This is a genomic window from Nocardioides guangzhouensis, assembly GCF_004519545.1.
Taxonomy (GTDB): Bacteria; Actinomycetota; Actinomycetes; order Propionibacteriales; family Nocardioidaceae; genus Nocardioides; species Nocardioides guangzhouensis.
In genome coordinates, this window is sequence record NZ_SDKM01000008.1 from 18,537 (window position 1) to 34,076 (window position 15,540).

At 72.5% G+C, this 15,540-nt stretch carries 17 protein-coding genes; 11 read left to right on the forward strand and 6 right to left on the reverse strand.

Annotated features, from left to right (window positions below; genetic code table 11):
• Window positions 1–4: 4 nt before the first annotated feature.
• Entirely contained in the window at window positions 5–2,023 is a 2,019-nt protein-coding gene (locus EKO23_RS06895) for an SDR family oxidoreductase (protein WP_134715555.1), read from the reverse strand.
• A gap of 86 nt (window positions 2,024–2,109) precedes the next feature.
• Window positions 2,110–3,072: a septation protein SepH gene (sepH, locus tag EKO23_RS06900; RefSeq protein ID WP_134715557.1), complete on the reverse strand. Its 963-nt coding sequence runs from the start codon at window positions 3,070–3,072 to the stop codon at window positions 2,110–2,112.
• Window positions 3,073–3,200: 128 nt separating this feature from the next.
• On the opposite strand from sepH, the gene EKO23_RS06905 reads away from it, so the two are divergent.
• The 3 genes from EKO23_RS06905 (at window position 3,201) to EKO23_RS06915 (ending at window position 6,346) form a co-directional block, all read left to right on the forward strand.
• Window positions 3,201–3,827: a trimeric intracellular cation channel family protein gene (locus EKO23_RS06905; RefSeq protein WP_134715559.1), complete on the forward strand. Its 627-nt coding sequence runs from the start codon at window positions 3,201–3,203 to the stop codon at window positions 3,825–3,827.
• A gap of 111 nt (window positions 3,828–3,938) precedes the next feature.
• A complete protein-coding gene (locus EKO23_RS06910; protein ID WP_134715561.1) occupies window positions 3,939–5,420 on the forward strand; it encodes an amino acid permease in 1,482 nt (493 codons plus the stop codon).
• Window positions 5,417–6,346 carry a universal stress protein gene (locus tag EKO23_RS06915; protein ID WP_134715563.1) on the forward strand — a complete coding sequence of 310 codons (930 nt, stop codon included), beginning with the start codon at window positions 5,417–5,419 and terminating at the stop codon, window positions 6,344–6,346. Before EKO23_RS06910 ends, EKO23_RS06915 begins: the two co-directional genes overlap by 4 nt.
• A 139-nt stretch (window positions 6,347–6,485) precedes the next feature.
• On the opposite strand, the gene EKO23_RS06920 is transcribed toward EKO23_RS06915, so the two are convergent.
• Together EKO23_RS06920 and EKO23_RS06925 are read right to left on the reverse strand one after the other, a co-directional pair.
• Window positions 6,486–7,805, reverse strand: a complete 1,320-nt coding sequence (locus EKO23_RS06920; protein ID WP_134715565.1) for a D-arabinono-1,4-lactone oxidase — start codon at window positions 7,803–7,805, stop codon at window positions 6,486–6,488.
• Between the two features lie 10 nt (window positions 7,806–7,815).
• Window positions 7,816–9,054: an MFS transporter gene (locus tag EKO23_RS06925; protein ID WP_167880355.1), complete on the reverse strand. Its 1,239-nt coding sequence runs from the start codon at window positions 9,052–9,054 to the stop codon at window positions 7,816–7,818.
• Window positions 9,055–9,079: 25 nt separating this feature from the next.
• On the opposite strand from EKO23_RS06925, the gene EKO23_RS06930 reads away from it, so the two are divergent.
• The 4 genes from EKO23_RS06930 to EKO23_RS06945 all read left to right on the forward strand — a co-directional run bounded on the left by EKO23_RS06930 (window position 9,080) and on the right by EKO23_RS06945 (window position 12,273).
• Window positions 9,080–9,916, forward strand: coding sequence for a hypothetical protein (locus EKO23_RS06930; protein ID WP_167880356.1), 837 nt, complete (start codon window positions 9,080–9,082; stop codon window positions 9,914–9,916).
• 17 nt (window positions 9,917–9,933) lie between these two features.
• Entirely contained in the window at window positions 9,934–11,016 is a 1,083-nt protein-coding gene (locus EKO23_RS06935) for a ferrochelatase (protein ID WP_134715571.1), read from the forward strand.
• Window positions 11,016–11,831, forward strand: coding sequence for an inositol monophosphatase family protein (locus tag EKO23_RS06940; RefSeq protein WP_134715573.1), 816 nt, complete (start codon window positions 11,016–11,018; stop codon window positions 11,829–11,831). Before EKO23_RS06935 ends, EKO23_RS06940 begins: the two co-directional genes overlap by 1 nt.
• A 151-nt stretch (window positions 11,832–11,982) precedes the next feature.
• Window positions 11,983–12,273: a DUF4193 domain-containing protein gene (locus EKO23_RS06945; RefSeq protein ID WP_134715575.1), complete on the forward strand. Its 291-nt coding sequence runs from the start codon at window positions 11,983–11,985 to the stop codon at window positions 12,271–12,273.
• Window positions 12,274–12,369: 96 nt separating this feature from the next.
• Here EKO23_RS06945 and EKO23_RS06950 read toward each other — a convergent pair whose 3' ends face one another.
• Both EKO23_RS06950 and EKO23_RS06955 read right to left on the reverse strand, forming a co-directional pair.
• Complete coding sequence (locus EKO23_RS06950; protein ID WP_134715577.1) at window positions 12,370–12,687, reverse strand: DUF4235 domain-containing protein; 318 nt, start codon at window positions 12,685–12,687, stop codon at window positions 12,370–12,372.
• A gap of 31 nt (window positions 12,688–12,718) precedes the next feature.
• Window positions 12,719–13,192, reverse strand: a complete 474-nt coding sequence (locus EKO23_RS06955) for a DUF3093 domain-containing protein (protein WP_134715579.1) — start codon at window positions 13,190–13,192, stop codon at window positions 12,719–12,721.
• 51 nt (window positions 13,193–13,243) lie between these two features.
• Here EKO23_RS06955 and dut point away from each other — a divergent pair, with 51 nt between their 5' ends.
• The 4 genes from dut to EKO23_RS06975 are packed head-to-tail and all read left to right on the forward strand — an operon-like array spanning window position 13,244 to window position 15,540.
• Window positions 13,244–13,723 (forward strand): dUTP diphosphatase, encoded by a 480-nt coding sequence (dut, locus tag EKO23_RS06960; RefSeq protein ID WP_175582670.1) that lies wholly within the window; start codon window positions 13,244–13,246, stop codon window positions 13,721–13,723.
• Window positions 13,720–14,397 (forward strand): DUF3710 domain-containing protein, encoded by a 678-nt coding sequence (locus tag EKO23_RS06965; RefSeq protein WP_134715581.1) that lies wholly within the window; start codon window positions 13,720–13,722, stop codon window positions 14,395–14,397. The genes dut and EKO23_RS06965 overlap by 4 nt, the downstream gene beginning before the upstream one ends.
• Before the next feature lie 25 nt (window positions 14,398–14,422).
• On the forward strand, window positions 14,423–14,794 hold the full coding sequence (locus EKO23_RS06970; RefSeq protein ID WP_217702512.1) for an OB-fold nucleic acid binding domain-containing protein: 372 nt from the start codon (window positions 14,423–14,425) through the stop codon (window positions 14,792–14,794).
• A complete protein-coding gene (locus EKO23_RS06975; protein WP_217702513.1) occupies window positions 14,791–15,540 on the forward strand; it encodes a DUF3159 domain-containing protein in 750 nt (249 codons plus the stop codon). The genes EKO23_RS06970 and EKO23_RS06975 overlap by 4 nt, the downstream gene beginning before the upstream one ends.

Consider the following 15,540-nt stretch of genomic DNA (forward strand, 5'->3'; position numbering starts at 1 on the left):
CGACCTACCAGTGCACGCCCTTGAACAGGCGTGCCAGCGCGACCTGCTCGCTCTCCCGCTTGCGGTCGGTGCCCTCGGTCTGCGGCCCGCGAGCGGCGGCCGAGTCCGGGAACACGTGGTAGGCCATGTTGAGCACCCGGAACGAGGCCCGCGGCGCCATCGTGTGCGCCACCGCGCCGGCGTTGCCGAGCACCGTGTTGAGCTCGTGCGGCCTCTCCACCATCGCCTTGACGACCCAGTCCGCGGCCTGGGCCGGCGAGATCGTGGGGAACTTGTCGTACAGCTTGGTCGGGGCGATCATCGGCGTCTTGACGAGCGGCATGTGCACGTTGGTGAAGGTGATCCCGTCGCCGACCACCTCGCTGGAGACCACGTTGCTCCAGGCGTCGAGCGCGGCCTTGGACGCGACGTACGCCGAGAAGCGCGGCGGGTTGGTCTGCACGCCGATCGAGCTGATGTTGACGATGTGGGTTCGCTGCTGCTCCCGCATCATCGGCATCAGGCCCATGATCAGCCGGATCGCGCCGAAGTAGTTGAGCTGCATGGTGCGCTCGAAGTCGTGGAACCGGTCCTGGCTGAGCTTGAGGGACCGGCGGATCGAGCGGCCGGCGTTGTTGACCAGGAAGTCGACCGACGGGAGCTCGGAGGTGAGCCGCTTGCACAGGTCGTCGATGGCCTCGAGGTCGGAGAGGTCGCACGGAAACACGAGCGCCTCACCGCCGCGCAGCGCGATCGTCACCTGGAGGTCCTCGAGCTTGTCGCGACCACGGGCGACCAGCACCGGGATGCCGCCGGCCTGGGCCACCTTGAGCGCGGTGACCTTGCCGATGCCGGACGAGGCGCCGGTGATGACGACGTACTTGCCCTCGAGCGTGCGCCGGGTGTCCTTGTCGCGGGCGGTGGACCGGTCGAGGTTCTCCTCCCAGTAGTGCCACAGCGCCGCGGCGTACGTCTCGACCGGCGGCAACGACAGGCCCGAGCCCGACAGCGCCTGCTCGGTGCGGGCCGAGTCGAAGACCGGCACGAACGCCGTGTGGCCGAGCACCTCGGGCGGGATCCCGGCCCGGCCCACGGTCTGGCCGAGTGCCGCCTGCACCGGCGCCATGCGCAGCGCGGCGGCGGTGATCGTGGCCGGGCGCAGCCGCCGCGGCACCATGGCGAGCGGCCCGGCCGTGGTGACCTTGCGGTCGATCGGGGTGGCGAACTTCGGCGCTCCGGCGGCCGCGCAGAACGCGTTGACAAGCTCGACCACCGGCTGCGGCTCCGGGTTGACCAGGTGGAACGCCTCGCCGTCGCGGTCGGGGACGTGGGCCAGGAAGTCCATCGCCTTCGCGACGTAGTCGACCGGGACGACGTTGGTGTCGCCCAGGTCGACACCGACCAGGGGCAGCCAGGACGGCAGGGTGTCGCGCAGCCGCTTGATGGCAGGGAAGAAGTAGTAGGGCCCGTCGACCTTGTCCATCGCGCCGGTCTCGGCGTCGCCGACCACGACGGCCGGGCGGTAGACCCGCCACGGCACCGGGCACTCCTCGCGCACGATCTTCTCGGACTCGAACTTGGTGCGGTGGTACGGCGACGGGAGCTGCTGGCCCTCGTCGAACATCGTCTCGTCGAACACCCCGGCGTACTCGCCGGCCGCGGCCACGGACGACACCTGGTGGAAGCAGCCGGCCTCGAGGGACCCCGCGAGCACGAGCGCGTTGCGGGTGCCCTCGACGTTCATCGCGTCGTTGGTGGCGGCGTCCGCGGTCATGTCGTAGATGGCGGCGAGGTGGAAGAAGTGCTCGACGTCGCCGGTGTGCTGGGCGATCCACTCGGGGTCGACGCCGAGGTTCTCGGCGGACAGGTCACCGACGACGGGTACGACGCAGTCCCCGCCGCCCCAGCGCTTGCGCAGCAGCTCGAGCCGGGGAACTGAGGACTCGCGGACCAGCACGAACACCTGCCCCTCGTGCTGGTCGACGAGCTCCTGGACGAGGAAGCGGCCGATGAAGCCGGTGGCGCCGGTGACGAAGTAGGACATGGGCGGAGCGTAGTCGGATCGCGGCCGCCGCGACCACGGTCGAACCGGGTCACGGCCCCCACGCCGGGGGCGGGGCCGGTGCCCGGTCAGTCGTGCTTGCCGCCGCCGAACATGATCTCGTCCCAGCTCGGCACCGAGGCACGACCGCGGCGCTTGGGCCGGGCCGGGGCGGGCTGCTCGGCGGCCGGGGTCTCGGGCTCCGGCTCGGCCGCGGGCTCGGCCCGGCCGGTGTGCTCGTGGTGCGCGGGCTCGTCGGCCAAGGGCTCGGGCGTGGGGGAGATGTCGGCGTCGGCGTCGCGCACCCGGGCCGCGGTCTCGGTGAGGTCCTCGGTCGTGGCGTCGGCCTCGTCGGCCGGGCGGTTGGCCAGCTCGATCGCGTCGTCGCCCAGGGGCAGCTCGTCCTCGGACACCGCCGCCAGCCGGCGCTGGCGGGCCTGCCTGAGGTCGTCGCGGGGCGGTGCGGCCGGGGCGCTGGCGACCGCGTCCCCGACCAGCCAGCGGGCGTCGTCGTTCTCGGTGGTCACGTAGTTGCCGGGGGCGTCGTACGCGAACGTGGCGGTGCCCTTGCGCTTGCTGGAGGCGTAGATCGCGGTCAGCGACCAGCGGCCGTCCTCGCGGCGCCAGGCGTCCCACTCGACGGTGCCGGGGTCGACGTTGAGCGGCCGGAGCTGGCTGGAGACCGCGTCCCCGAGGGTGCGGGCGCCGGCGTCGCCGGCCTTGCGGCGTACCGAGGACCGCTGGGCGCGCTCGGCCACGTGGGCACGCTCGGCCAGCACGGGGGCGGCGAAGGGCATGATCTTCTCGACCGTGGTCTGCGCGGCCTGCGCCACCGCCTCCGGGGTCTCGCCGGAGCGGATGCGCGCCTGGATGTCGCGGGGACGGAGCGTGCTTTCCATTCTGATCTCCAACTGGCCGAGTCGTGCGTTCTCGCCGCGCAGGGCGGCCCGGAAGCGTGCGTCGATGTCCACGGAGAACTCGTCTCCCGAGTCGCTGACCAGCAGCAGACGCTTGTTGTCCTCGCTCAGTCCCACGACTGTGAGGTGCAACATGCGCCGTCCTGTCCATCTCGTCCGTCTCCGGTTGTGGGGGCGAGCCTACGCCAGCGGCGAGGGGGTCGGTCGCACGTGCGGCGGCGCGCCTCGCGGGACGTGGCAGGCGTCTCGCTAGCCTCCGGGGCATGGGCTCGTCGTGGATCCTGGTCGCCTTCGACCTGGCCGGGATCTTCGTGTTCGCGATCTCGGGCGCGCTGGTCGCCGTACGCAAGCAGCTGGACCTGTTCGGGGTGCTGGTCCTGGCCTGCGTGACCGGCCTGGGCGGCGGGTTCCTGCGCGACGTGCTCATCGGCGTGACACCGCCGGCGTCGCTCGCGGACTGGCGCTACCTGCTGGTCCCGGTGGCGGCCGGTCTGCTCACGTTCGTCTTCCATCCGACGCTCGGGAAGATGGAGCCGTACATCAACGTCTTCGACGCCTTCGGCCTCGCCCTGTTCTGCGTCACGGGTGCCGCCAAGTCGGTGGAGGCCGGCCTGAGCCCGATCCCCGCCGCGGTCATGGGCATGGTGACCGCGATCGGTGGCGGCATGGCCCGCGACCTCCTGGCCGGTCGGGTGCCGGTGATCTTCCGCGGTGAGCTCTACGCGACGCCCGCGCTGGCCGGGGCCGGCATCGCCGCCGTGCTCACCTACTACGACGGGCCGGAGGTGGTCGCAGCGTTCTGCGGCGGCTCGCTGTGCCTGGTGTGGCGGCTGGTGGCCATCCGCCGCAACTGGACTGCACCGCTGCCCCGTGGCCCGGCGAGCGTCTGAGCGGGCCGCCCATCCGGTCTATTCCCACCGAACGGGTTCGCTGCAAGACTGCGAAGCGCAGGCGGGGCTGACGGTTCCAGCCCTGGGGTCCGCTCCCCGCGAGGAGGGACCATGCCGACCCTGGACCAGCTCTTCCGACGCAAGCCCGTCCCCGAGATGTCCGCCGAGAGCGGCTCCGACAGCAACCAGAGCGAGCTCGAGCGGTCGATCGGACTCTTCCAGCTGTCGGCCTTCGGCATCGGCGCCACGATCGGCACCGGTATCTTCTTCGTGCTGTCGGAAGCGGTACCCATCGCCGGCCCCGCGGTGATCTGGTCGTTCGTGCTCGCCGGGGCCGTCGCCGGGCTCACCGCCGTCTGCTACGCCGAGCTCGCCAGCGCCGTGCCGGTGTCGGGCTCGTCCTACTCCTACGCCTACGCGACGCTGGGTGAGCTGCCGGCGATCGGCGTGGCCGCATGCCTCCTGCTGGAGTACGGCGTCTCAGCGGGTGCCGTCGCGGTCGGCTGGTCGCAGTACCTCAACCAGTTCCTGGACAACGTCTTCAGCTACCAGCTCCCGTCGCAGTGGACCATGGCGCCGGAGGAGGGCGGCTGCGACCCCTCGTGGCTTCCCTGCAGCGACGCCTACATCAACCTGCCCGCCGTCATCCTGATCATCCTGGTCGCGCTGCTGCTCATCCGCGGGGCAAGCGAGTCGGCCACGGTGAACGCCGTGATGGTGTGCATCAAGCTCGGCGTCCTGGTCATGTTCATCGTGATCGGTGTGACCGGCTGGAACTCCGACAACCTGTCCCCGTTCGCTCCCGACGGGCTGAACGGCGTCACGACGGCAGCCGGCATCATCTTCTTCTCCTACATCGGCCTCGACGCCGTGTCCACCGCCGGCGAAGAGGTGAAGAACCCGAGGCGCAACCTCCCGCTGGCGATCCTGATCGCCCTGGTGACGGTGACGACGCTGTACCTCCTGGTCTCGCTGATCGCCGTTGCGGCGCAGCCGGCCGCGGAGTTCGAGGGCCAGTCGGCCGGCCTCTCCCAGATCCTCGAGGACATCACGGGGTCGGAGTGGCCGGGCACGGTGATCGCGGCGGGCGCGATCATCTCGATCTTCAGCGTCACGCTGATCGTGATCTACGGGCAGACCCGGATCCTGTTCGCGATGGCTCGCGACGGCATGCTCCCGGAGCTCTTCCACAGGGTGAACCCGCGCACGCTCACGCCGGTGCCGAACACCGTCATCGTCGCGGCCGTCATCGCGGTGCTGGCCGGGCTGATCCCGATCAACTTCCTGGCCGAGATGACCAGCATCGGCACCCTGGTCGCGTTCCTGGTGGTGTCGATCGGCGTGATGGTGCTCCGCCAGACCCACCCGGAGCTGCCCCGTGGCTTCAAGGTCCCGCTCTACCCGGTCACGCCGATCCTGTCGATCGCCGGCTGCATCTGGATCATCCAGGACCTCCGCGCGGTCACGATCTGGGTGTTCCTGATCTGGGTGACGGTCGCGCTGCTCTGGTACGCCGTCTACGGCTTCAAGCACTCCCACCTCGGCCGGCACGAGCACGTCGGGCTGATCCACGACGAGGAGACGCCTTCATGACCCTGGTCGTCGGCTACGCGCCCGGCGCACGCGGCCAGGCCGCGTTGCACCTCGCGGCGATGCTGGCGCGATCGGCCGGCGACGACGTGGTCGTCGCGTCCGTCGTGCCGGCGCCGTGGGTGCCGGGCATGGCCCGGGTCGACGGGGAGTACCACCAGCAGCTGGACGACGCCGCCGACCGGGCGCTCGACCGCGCGAAGGAGCTGTGGCCGGACGGCGTGCGCGCGACGTACGTGCGGCACCGCGCGCGCTCGGCCCCGGCCGGCCTGCTGGAGATCGCGCACCAGCACGAGGCGAGCATGGTCGTGCTCGGCTCCTCCTCGGCCGGCGTGTTCGGGCACGTGGCGCTGGGCAGCGTCACCGACCGGCTCGTGCACAGCTCGACCGTGGCCCTGGCCCTGGCCCCCCGCGGGTTCCGGGCGGCGCGGGACGCGCGGGTGACCCGGGTGACCGCGGCGTACGGCGGGTCCAGCAGCGCCGAGCAGCTCGTCGTGGCCGCGGCTTCCGTGGCGGCGCAGGTCGGTGCGGCGATGCGGGTCGCGTCGTTCGCGGTCTGGAGGCGGCCGGCCTACACGACCGCGCTCGGCACCGACAGCGAGGACCTCGTGCTCCGGGAGTGGACCGACCAGGTGCGGGAGACCGCCCACTCCGCCGTCGCGCAGGTCGAGGGCCTGGCGTTCGCGCCGCACGACCTGGAGCTGGTGATCGGCAGCGGGCGCTCGTGGGCGGAGGCGGTCGAGGACGTCGGCTGGGACGACGGGGACGTGCTGGTGGTCGGGTCGAGCGAGCTGGGTCCGGTTGCGCAGGTCTTCCTCGGCAGCCGAGCCAGCAAGATCGTGCGGCACTCGCCGGTGCCGGTCGTGGTGGTGCCGCGGGCCCGGGCCGAGGAGCTGGCCGAGCGGGCGGCCCGGACCGGGACGCCCTGAGCAAAGGGGCCGACCGACGAACGGCCAGGTCTTGTCCGCCGAGAGGCCAGCTCTTGTGGTGCGAGTGACCACGTCCTGCGGGCAATGAGCACGAAGTGGTCACTCGGAGCGCCATCCTGGCCGCTCGGCCGGGGAGGGGTCAGGGGCCGAGGATGGTGCGGAGGTGGGCGTTGACGAAGACGCGCCGGGGGTCGAGGCGGTCGCGGACGGCCTGGAACTCGTCCCAGCGGGGGTACGCCGGGGCGAGGTCGGCGGCGGTCCGGGTGTGCAGCTTCCCCCAGTGCGGGCGGCCGTCGTGTTCGCGCATGACCCGCTCCACGCCGCGGAAGTACGCCGTGTGGTCGGTGCGCCGGTTCACGTGGAACGCGAGGTAGACCGAGTCCCGGGCCGAGGCCGTGGACAGTGCGATGTCGTCGGCGGGGGCGTAGCGGATCTCCACCGGGAAGCTGATCCGCCAGCCCTCCTTCTCGACCAGCGCGCGGGCCTCTCGCAGCGCGGCCATGCCGGCCTCGCGCGGGACGGCGTACTCCATCTCCCGGAAGACCACCCGCCGCGGCGCCGTGAACACCCGGTGCGGGACGTCGGAGTAGCGGCGCTCGGAGAGCAGCCCCGCCGACAGGCGGGCCAGGGGCGGCACCAGCCGAGGCGCCCGGTTGCCGACCGCGTTGACGACGCCGAACGCGCCGTTGGCGAGGAGCTCGTCGTCGACGAAGCGCCGCACCCGCCCCAGCGGCTCGGCCACGGAGGGCTCGGCGTCGAGCCGGTTGTTGGTCTTCACCTGCACCACGTCCGTGTGCGGGAACCAGTAGAGGTCGGCGTGGTGGTTCGCCGCCAGGATCTCGTCGTACGACGCCAGGGCCTCGTCCCACGGCATCGTGCGCTCGTGCGCCTCGAGCACCCCGAGCGGCTCCACGTCGAAGGTCAGCTCGGTGAGCACGCCCAGGGCGCCGAGCCCGACCCGGGCCACGGCGAACACGTCGGCGTTCTCGGTGCGGCTGGCCCGGAGGACCGACCCGTCGCCGGTCACCAGCTCCAGCGCCGAGAGCTGCATCGCCAGCGACGCGGCGACGCCGCCGGTGCCGTGGGTGCCGGTGGAGGTGGCGCCGGAGACGGTCTGCCGGTCGATGTCGCCCATGTTGTGCAGCGAAAGCCCGGCCCGCGTGAGCTCGGCGTTGAGCTCGTGCAGGGGAGTGCCGGCACGGACCGTCGCGGTCATCGCCTCCCGGTCGATCCCGACCACCCCGCTCAACCCCTCGGGCCGCAGCAGCACGTCCTCGGGGACCGCGATCGGGGTGAAGCTGTGCCCGGTGCCGGTGACCTTGAGGGTGCCGCCGCGCTCCGCGACCTCGCGGACGATGACCCCGACCTCGTCGGCGTCGGTGGGGGTGACCACGCGGGCGGGGCGGGCCTTCTCGAGCCGGGACCAGTTGCGCCACCCGGGCGGCGTCGTGTCGCTCACGGCACGGAGGCTACTGCTCCACGGCCCGGTTTCCGGGCGCGACCGGCTCGGCGGACGGCGGCGTCGTCGTGCCCCGACGCGTGAGCCAGGCCGCGGCAGCACCGAGCAGGCCGGCCGCGGCCGGGACGGCGTACGCCGGGGACGCGCCGTACGAGTCGACCACGATGCCCGCGAGGGCCGCCCCCGGGGCGATGCCGACGCCCATCCCCGTGTGCAGGATCGCCATCCCCTCGGTGAGCCGCGACTTCGGCACGGTGTGTTCGGTCGTGGCCAGGGTGGCGATCAGCGTCGGCGCGATCGCCATGCCGCCGAGCAGCAGGAACACCCCCATCACCCAGAGGGAGCCGACGAAGGCCAGCGGGACCAGGGTGACGCCGAGCGCGAGGACGCCCCAGCGGACCCGGACCTCCGGACCGCTTCGCCAGGTGATCGCGCCGGACACCACACCGGCGGCCAGGCTGCCCAGCGCCCACACCCCGAGCAGCGGCCCGGCCAGGGCCTTCGCGCCCTGTTCCTCCGCGAACGCCACCGTCACCACCTCGGTCGCGCCGAAGACCGCGCCGAGCGCGGCGCACACGACGACCAGCGGCACCGCGGCGGCCCACGGCATCGGCTCCCGGCCCCCGGCGCCGGTCGCGGCGGCCCGCTGTCGGCGGTCCGGCGGCTCGGTGGCCCGCTGGGTCGCCAGCCACAGGGACCCGGTCAGCCCGCAGACGAGCGCGACCACCAGCCCGGCCACCGGGTGCCACGCAGTGGCCAGGAACGTCACCGCGGTCGGGCCGGTCACGAACAGCGCCTCGTCGACCACCGACTCGAAGGCGTACGCCGTCTGGACCGAACGCGGGTCGTCGAGGACGTGCGACCACCGCGCCCGGACGCAGGCGCCCACCTGAGGCATCGACGCACCGGCCACCGCGGCGAAAACGTGGATCAGGACCGGGGGCCAGTCGGCCTCGACCGACCACATCATCAGCGCCAGGCCGAGCGCGAACACCAGCACCAGCGGCGGCAGGACCCGGTGCTGTCCGTAGCGGTCGACCAGGCGACCGGCGACGATCGCGAACCCCGCGTTGGCGAGCAGGTACGCCGACGCGACCGTGCCGGCGAGCCCGTAGGAGCCGCGCTCGGTCGAGATCAGCAGCACGATGCCGAGGCTGACCATCGCGATCGGCAGCCGCCCGAAGAACCCGGCCAGGCTGAACTGCCAGGCGCCGGGGACGGTGAGGACGCGGCGGTACGGGGACAACACGCACCTCAGTGTGCACACTGTTCCGGTGCCCGGTCGCGTGATTTCCTCCGCCCTCGCGGCGGTGCTGCTGGCCGCCATGCCCGTCGGGTGCTCGACCGAGTCGGAGATGCGCGGCGACCCGACCGGCCCGCCGCTCGACGTGTCCCTCTCCTGGAGCCAGCACCGGGTGGACGAGGGGAGCGCCCGCGCGAACCTGCGGGTCGTCAACCACGGCGGCCAGGACCTCCCGGTGACCGCGATCGGCGTCGACTCGCCCGGGTACGGCCGGTACGTCGAGGACCACGACAGCGTCGTCCCGCCGGGACAGACCATCGACCTGCGGATGACGCTTCCCGAACCGGTCTGCGACGCCGACCCGGTCCCGGCGTACGGCATCGTCCGCTCCGGCGACCGGATCGCCAAGGAGCGGCTCGACCCGCAGGGGCAGGACTTCCTGAAGAGCCTGTGGCGGCGGCGGTGCAACCAGCTCTCCGTCACGAACGTCGCCGATCTGTCCTGGGACTGGGGTGACTACGAGGCGGTGGGCACCGGTCGCCGGTCCTACCTCCCCGGGGCGCTGGTGGTGCAGCGGGTCCCCGGCACCGACACCCCGCTGCGGGTGGTCGGGATGCAGGGCTCGGTGCTGTTCCGGCTGGAGCCGCAGGCGCGGCCGACGCTCGGCCCCGACGACCAACGGGTCGAGGTCCCGGTCCGACTGCGCTGGGGTCGGTGCGACGCACACGCGATCGGGGAGTCCAGCCAGACCTTCCTGTGGAAGGTCGACGTGAAGGTCGGCGACGCCCCTCCGGTGCGGATCACGACCACGGTCGAGGACGCCGCAAAGGCTCCGTTGCTGGGATACCTCAGGGACGCCTGTTCCTGACTTCCTAGGATGGGTCCATGCAGCCGGACCCCTCGCCGTACGACGCCTTGTTGCTGGTCTCCTTCGGCGGGCCGGAGAAGCCCGAGGACGTCGTCCCGTTCCTGGAGAACGTCACCCGGGGCCGCGGCATCCCGCGCGAGCGGCTCGAGGAGGTGGGCGAGCACTACTTCCTCTTCGGTGGACGCTCGCCGATCAACGACCAGAACCGCGAGTTCCTGGCCGCGCTCCGTGAGGACCTGGCCGGCAACGGGATCGACATCCCGGTCTACTGGGGCAACCGCAACTGGGACCCCTACCTGAAGGACACGGTCCGGCAGATGGCCGCCGACGGGGTCACCCGCGCGGCCTGCTTCATGACCTCGGCCTACGCGTCGTACTCCGGCTGTCGCCAGTACCGCGAGAACCTCGCCGCCGCCGTGGAGGGTGTCGAGGGTGCGCCCCGGCTGGACAAGCTGCGGCACTACTTCAACCACCCGGGCTTCGTCGACGCGATGGTCGACGCGACCCTCTCGGCGCTGGCCGACCTCCGCGACTCCGAGCGCGAGGGCGCGCACCTGGTCTTCGTCACCCACTCGATCCCCGAGGCCATGGACGCCTCGTCGGGTCCGCAGGGCAACGCGTACGTCGCGCAGCACCGCAGCCTGGCCGACGCGATCGTGGAGCGGGTCCGGCTCGAGACCGGCCACCGGCACGCCGCGGACCTGGTGTTCTGCTCGCGGTCCGGGGCGCCGCACATCCCCTGGCTCGAGCCCGACGTCAACGACCACCTCGAGGTGCTCTCGCGCCGCGGCGGTCCTGCGGTGGTGCTGGTGCCGATCGGGTTCGTGTCCGACCACATGGAGGTGGTCTACGACCTCGACACGGAGGCCGCCGCGACCGCCGAGAAGCTCGGCCTGACCTTCGTCCGGGCAGCCACCGCCGGCATCGACCCGCGGTACGTCGCCGTGGTCCGCGACCTGCTGCTCGAGCGGGCCGCGGTCGAGCGCGGCGAGGAGGTGGCCCGGGCCGCCGAGGGCAGCCTCCCGGCCTGCTGGGACGCGTGCCCGGCCGGCTGCTGCCCCAACCCGCGCGGTGACAAGCCCGCCCTGGCGGGCGCGTGATGAGCGGCCGCGACAACCTCCCGGAGGACCTCCTCGCGCTCGCCCTGGACACCGCGCGCGCGGCGGCCGCCCTGGTCGCCGAGCACCGGCGCGCCGGCGTCGAGGTGGCGGCCACCAAGTCGAGCGTCTCCGACGTGGTGACCGAGGCCGACCGGGCCAGCGAGGAGCTGATCCGCTCGCGGATCCTGGCTGCCCGCCCCGACGACGGCTTCCTGGGCGAGGAGGGCACGTCCTTCGACGGCACCTCCGGGATCCGCTGGGTGGTCGACCCGATCGACGGCACCGTCAACTTCCTCTACGGGATTCCGTCCTACGCCGTCTCGGTGGCCGCCCAGTCGATGGCCGGCCCGGAGCCCGAGACCGTGGCCGGGGTGGTGCTCGACGTGTCGACCGGTGCGGCGTACACCGCGATCCCCGGGGCCGGCGCGTTCCGCGACGGCGTGCGGCTCGGGGTCCGCGCCCCGGCGCCGATGGCCGAGCGCCTGGTGCTGACCGGGTTCAACTACTCCGCCGAGCTGCGTCGGATCCAGGCCGCCGCGGTCGGCCGGATGCTGCCGCAGGTCCGCGACATCCGCCGGCTGGGCTCCTGCGCGCTGGACCTGTGCCGGGTTGCGGAGGGCTCTGCCGACGCCTACGTCGAGGAGGGCATCTCCGACTGGGACCACGCCGCCGGCGACCTCATCGCCCGCGAGGCCGGTGCCGTGGTCGAGCTCACCACCGGCGTCGGCGGGAACGACGCCCTGATCTGCGCCCCGGCCCACGGTTTCGCCGATTTCCGGACACTGGTGGCCGATTGCGGGTTCCTGGCGGCCTGATCCGGGAATAGCAGGACCCCGCTTGCTGTTGGGCGCGACACGTCGTGTGGAATGCGCGTGCGGAACGATCCAATCTGGTGCACAATCTGGCGCCGGACGTGGCGAGCCGCACGCAACGACGTGACCCGAAGTTGATCGACTGGAGAGCTGGATGGCGACCGATTACGACGCACCTCGCAAGACCGAAGAGGACCAGAGCGAAGAGAGCATCGAAGAGCTCAAGGCGCGGCGTCACGACAAGAACTCCGGCAAGGTCGACGAGGACGAGGCGGAGGCCGCCGAGTCCTTCGAGCTGCCCGGTGCCGACCTCTCCCACGAGGAGCTCGCGGTGGAGGTCAAGCCGCGTCAGGAGGACGAGTTCACCTGCATGAGCTGCTTCCTGGTGCATCACCGGAGCCAGCTTGCGGACGAGAAGAACCTCATCTGCAAGGACTGCGCCTGAGGGCTTGTAGAGACGAAGAAGGGCCGCCTCCCGGAAATCTTCCGGGGAGCGGCCCTTCCTGCATGTCGGACCCGAGGCCCGCGCTGGTGTCCCGGGTCAGCTGGTGGGCGCCGGCGCCCGGTCGGCGTCCTGGTCGTCCTTCTGGAGCTCCGGGGGCAGGTGCCCGGTCGAGCGGGTGTAGTAGTTCGCCGCCTTGCGGGTGGCCAGCATCCGGGCGATCCCGACCAGGGTGCCGCTGATGGCGGCCCAGGCGACGGCCTCCCAGATGTCGACGTCGGGGTCGGCCGGGTTCGCGGGCGGGTTCTTGCCGGTGGTCGCGCGCCAGGTGCTGTCGAGGCCCTTCTTCGCGACCGCGGCCGCACCCAGCGCGGCGCCGAGCGAGAAGACGGTCCAGACCTTGGAGCCGGATGCCATCTGTTCCTCCTGAGGTGGTGTCGGAGCCAGCCTAGGGCAGCGTGCTGCCGGTCTCACGGGCGCCGGCCGCCCGGTCGGACAGTGCCCGGACCAGGGCCTCGGCATGCCGTGTCGACACCAGCCAGTACGGCGCCGGGTCGGCCGGGTCGGTGATCTCCACCCGCACCGCCCGCTTCAGGTAGGGGCGCAGCAGCAGGTAGGCCCGGGCGTCCGCGTCGACACCTGCCGTGCGGTGGGTGGCCTCGGCGTCGAGGGCCTCCGCGGTGCCGAGGTGGTGCAGCGGGATCCGGGCCCGGCCGGCCCGGAAGTGGCCGTCCCCGACCGCGACAGGCGCCGCGCCGTACGCCAGGAAGCAGCCGGCCATCAGCCCCCCGGCCACCAGGGTGATCAGGGTCGCCGGGAGCACCGGCATCGCGACCGCGACGGCCAGCCAGAGCGACGCGATGAGCATCGTCCCCTGCACCCACCAGCGCAGGGGGACGGACAGTCGCTCGGCGTACTCCACGGGGGCAAGCCTGTCACCCGTGCCCCGGGTGCCCGGCGGTAGGGTCGGCGCATGCCCACCCCCCAGGTGCCTGTCGCCCTGCTCCGGCTCGACCGCGACCTCCCGGTGCCGTCGTACGCCCACCCCGGCGATGCCGGCGCCGACCTGATGACGACCGTCGACGTGACGCTCGCGCCGGGGGAGCGGACGCTGGTGCCGACCGGGATCGCGGTCGCGCTGCCCGAGGGGTACGTCGGGCTGGTGCACCCGCGCTCCGGGCTGGCCGCGCGGCACGGCCTGTCGATCGTCAACGCGCCGGGCACCGTGGACGCGGGCTACCGGGGCGAGATCAAGGTGTGCCTGGTCAACCTCGACCCGCGCGAGCCGGTGGTGCTGCACCGCGGCGACCGGGTCGCGCAGCTGGTGGTGCAGCGCGTGGAGCAGGCGCAGTTCCTCGAGGTCGACAGCCTCGACGCGTCGGTCCGCGGGGCCGGGGGCTACGGTTCTACGGGTGGTTTCGCAGGTGTCGAGACCCAGAGGAGTGCAACGTGAAGTTCGGACGCAGGTCCAGGGCGGAGCAGGCCGAGGAGGCCGCCGCCGACACGACCAGCGAGGTCGACGCCCCGGAGACCGAGACCGGCGTCGAGGAGTCCACAGAGTCCGTCGAGGCCGCCGCCGAGGGTCCCTACGACATCGCCGAGGTCGACGTCGAGAACGACGGTGTCCAGCGGGTCGACCTGGGCGGCTTCCTGGTCGCGCCGACCGAGGGGCTCGAGCTGCGCCTCCAGGTCGACGAGGCCAGCCAGGAGGTGCAGAGCGTGCTCGTGGCCGGTCCGGACGGTGCGGTGGAGCTGCGGGCGTTCGCCGCGCCCCGCCATGGCGACCTCTGGAGCGACGTCCGCCGCCAGATCGCGTCCGAGACCTCCCGGGGCGGCGGCATCGCCACCGAGCGCGAGGGCCGCTGGGGCACCGAGCTGGAGTGCCAGCAGCAGGTCCGCACCGCCGACGGCCGATCCGGCCACCAGCAGACCCGGATCGTCGGCATCAACGGTGCCCGCTGGTTCCTCCGGGCCACCTATCTCGGGCGCCCGGCGGTCGACCCCGACAACGCCGCGGACTTCGAGCAGGTCGTCGCCCAGGTCGTCGTACGCCGGGGCGAGGCGGCGATGCCCCCCGGCGACCCGCTGCCGATCGTGCTCCCCGCCAACGCCCGCCGCGTCTCCTGAGGAGAGACCTTCTAGGATTTGCGGCATGGGAGAGGTCACGAGCCGCTTGCGCAGGAGCATCAGCAAGTGGGCCAACGCGGAGGACCAGCACGCCCGTGACCTGCGCAAGACGTACGCCGACATCGGGGCCACCCCGATCGCGGAGGCGCCGGACCGCGAGCGCGTGCACCTCCAGGGCACGCTGCGCACGGTGACGCTGCGCCCACGTGGTGGGGTGCCGGCGCTCGAGGCCGAGCTGTTCGACGGCTCCGGCGTGATCCTGCTGGTCTGGCTCGGGCGTCGGCGGATCACGGGGATCTCCCCGGGCCGCTCGATCGCGGTAGAGGGCCGGATCGGCGTGCACGACAAGCACCGGGTGATGTTCAACCCGCGCTACGAGCTGAAGCACGCGTCGTGACGTCCACGACCCCGACCACCGCCACCGTCGAGGCCGTCGTCCGCAAGCAGCTCTCCATCGCCCTCGGCGGTCGCCGCGGCATGCTCGAGGCCGCGGTGCCCACGATCATGTTCACGGTCACCTTCCTGACCACCAAGGACCTGCGCACCGCGCTCTACGTCAGCGTGGGCGCCGCCCTGATCGCGCTGGTGCTGCGGATCGTGCAGCGCTCGTCGGTGCAGTTCGTGGTCAACGCCCTGGTCGGCATCGCGATCGGCGCGCTGTTCGCGCTCCGCGCCGCGCGGGCCGGCGGCGACGCCAACGACCAGGCGCTCGCGTACTTCCTGCCCGGCCTGCTCTACAACGCGGGGTACGCCGTGGTGCTGGGGCTGTCCAACCTCGTGCGCTGGCCGCTGGTCGGCTTCATGGTCGGCAGCGTCATGGGCGACCCCACCGCCTGGCACAAGGACCGGCAGATCGTGAAGCTCTGCCAGCGCCTCACCTGGTGCCTGGTCATCCCGTGCCTGCTGCGGGTGATGGTGCAGGTGCCGATCTACGTCGCCGGCCGCCAGAAGGCGATGGACCCGGACGCGGCCGTCGCCGCCCTCGGTGTCGCCAAGCTGGCGATGGGCTGGCCGCTCCAGCTGGCCAGCCTGGCGTTCATGGTCTGGCTGCTGGCGCGCGACGCGACGCCGGTGAGCGAGTCCGGCCCGGCCGGGGAGCAGGAGCCCACCCGGACCGACCGGGGGCTCGCCGAGGAAGCCTGA

Excerpts from the sequence above, each read along its gene's own strand:
- EKO23_RS06895 (WP_134715555.1), bottom strand. The coding sequence starts at position 2,023 with ATGTCCTACTTCGTCACCGGCGCCACCGGCTTCATCGGCCGCTTCCTC.
- sepH (WP_134715557.1), bottom strand. The coding sequence starts at position 3,072 with ATGTTGCACCTCACAGTCGTGGGACTGAGCGAGGACAACAAGCGTCTG.
- EKO23_RS06905 (WP_134715559.1), top strand. The coding sequence starts at position 3,201 with ATGGGCTCGTCGTGGATCCTGGTCGCCTTCGACCTGGCCGGGATCTTC.
- EKO23_RS06910 (WP_134715561.1), top strand. The coding sequence starts at position 3,939 with ATGCCGACCCTGGACCAGCTCTTCCGACGCAAGCCCGTCCCCGAGATG.
- EKO23_RS06915 (WP_134715563.1), top strand. The coding sequence starts at position 5,417 with ATGACCCTGGTCGTCGGCTACGCGCCCGGCGCACGCGGCCAGGCCGCG.
- EKO23_RS06935 (WP_134715571.1), top strand. The coding sequence starts at position 9,934 with ATGCAGCCGGACCCCTCGCCGTACGACGCCTTGTTGCTGGTCTCCTTC.
- EKO23_RS06940 (WP_134715573.1), top strand. The coding sequence starts at position 11,016 with ATGAGCGGCCGCGACAACCTCCCGGAGGACCTCCTCGCGCTCGCCCTG.
- EKO23_RS06945 (WP_134715575.1), top strand. The coding sequence starts at position 11,983 with ATGGCGACCGATTACGACGCACCTCGCAAGACCGAAGAGGACCAGAGC.
- EKO23_RS06950 (WP_134715577.1), bottom strand. The coding sequence starts at position 12,687 with ATGGCATCCGGCTCCAAGGTCTGGACCGTCTTCTCGCTCGGCGCCGCG.
- dut (WP_175582670.1), top strand. The coding sequence starts at position 13,244 with ATGCCCACCCCCCAGGTGCCTGTCGCCCTGCTCCGGCTCGACCGCGAC.
- EKO23_RS06970 (WP_217702512.1), top strand. The coding sequence starts at position 14,423 with ATGGGAGAGGTCACGAGCCGCTTGCGCAGGAGCATCAGCAAGTGGGCC.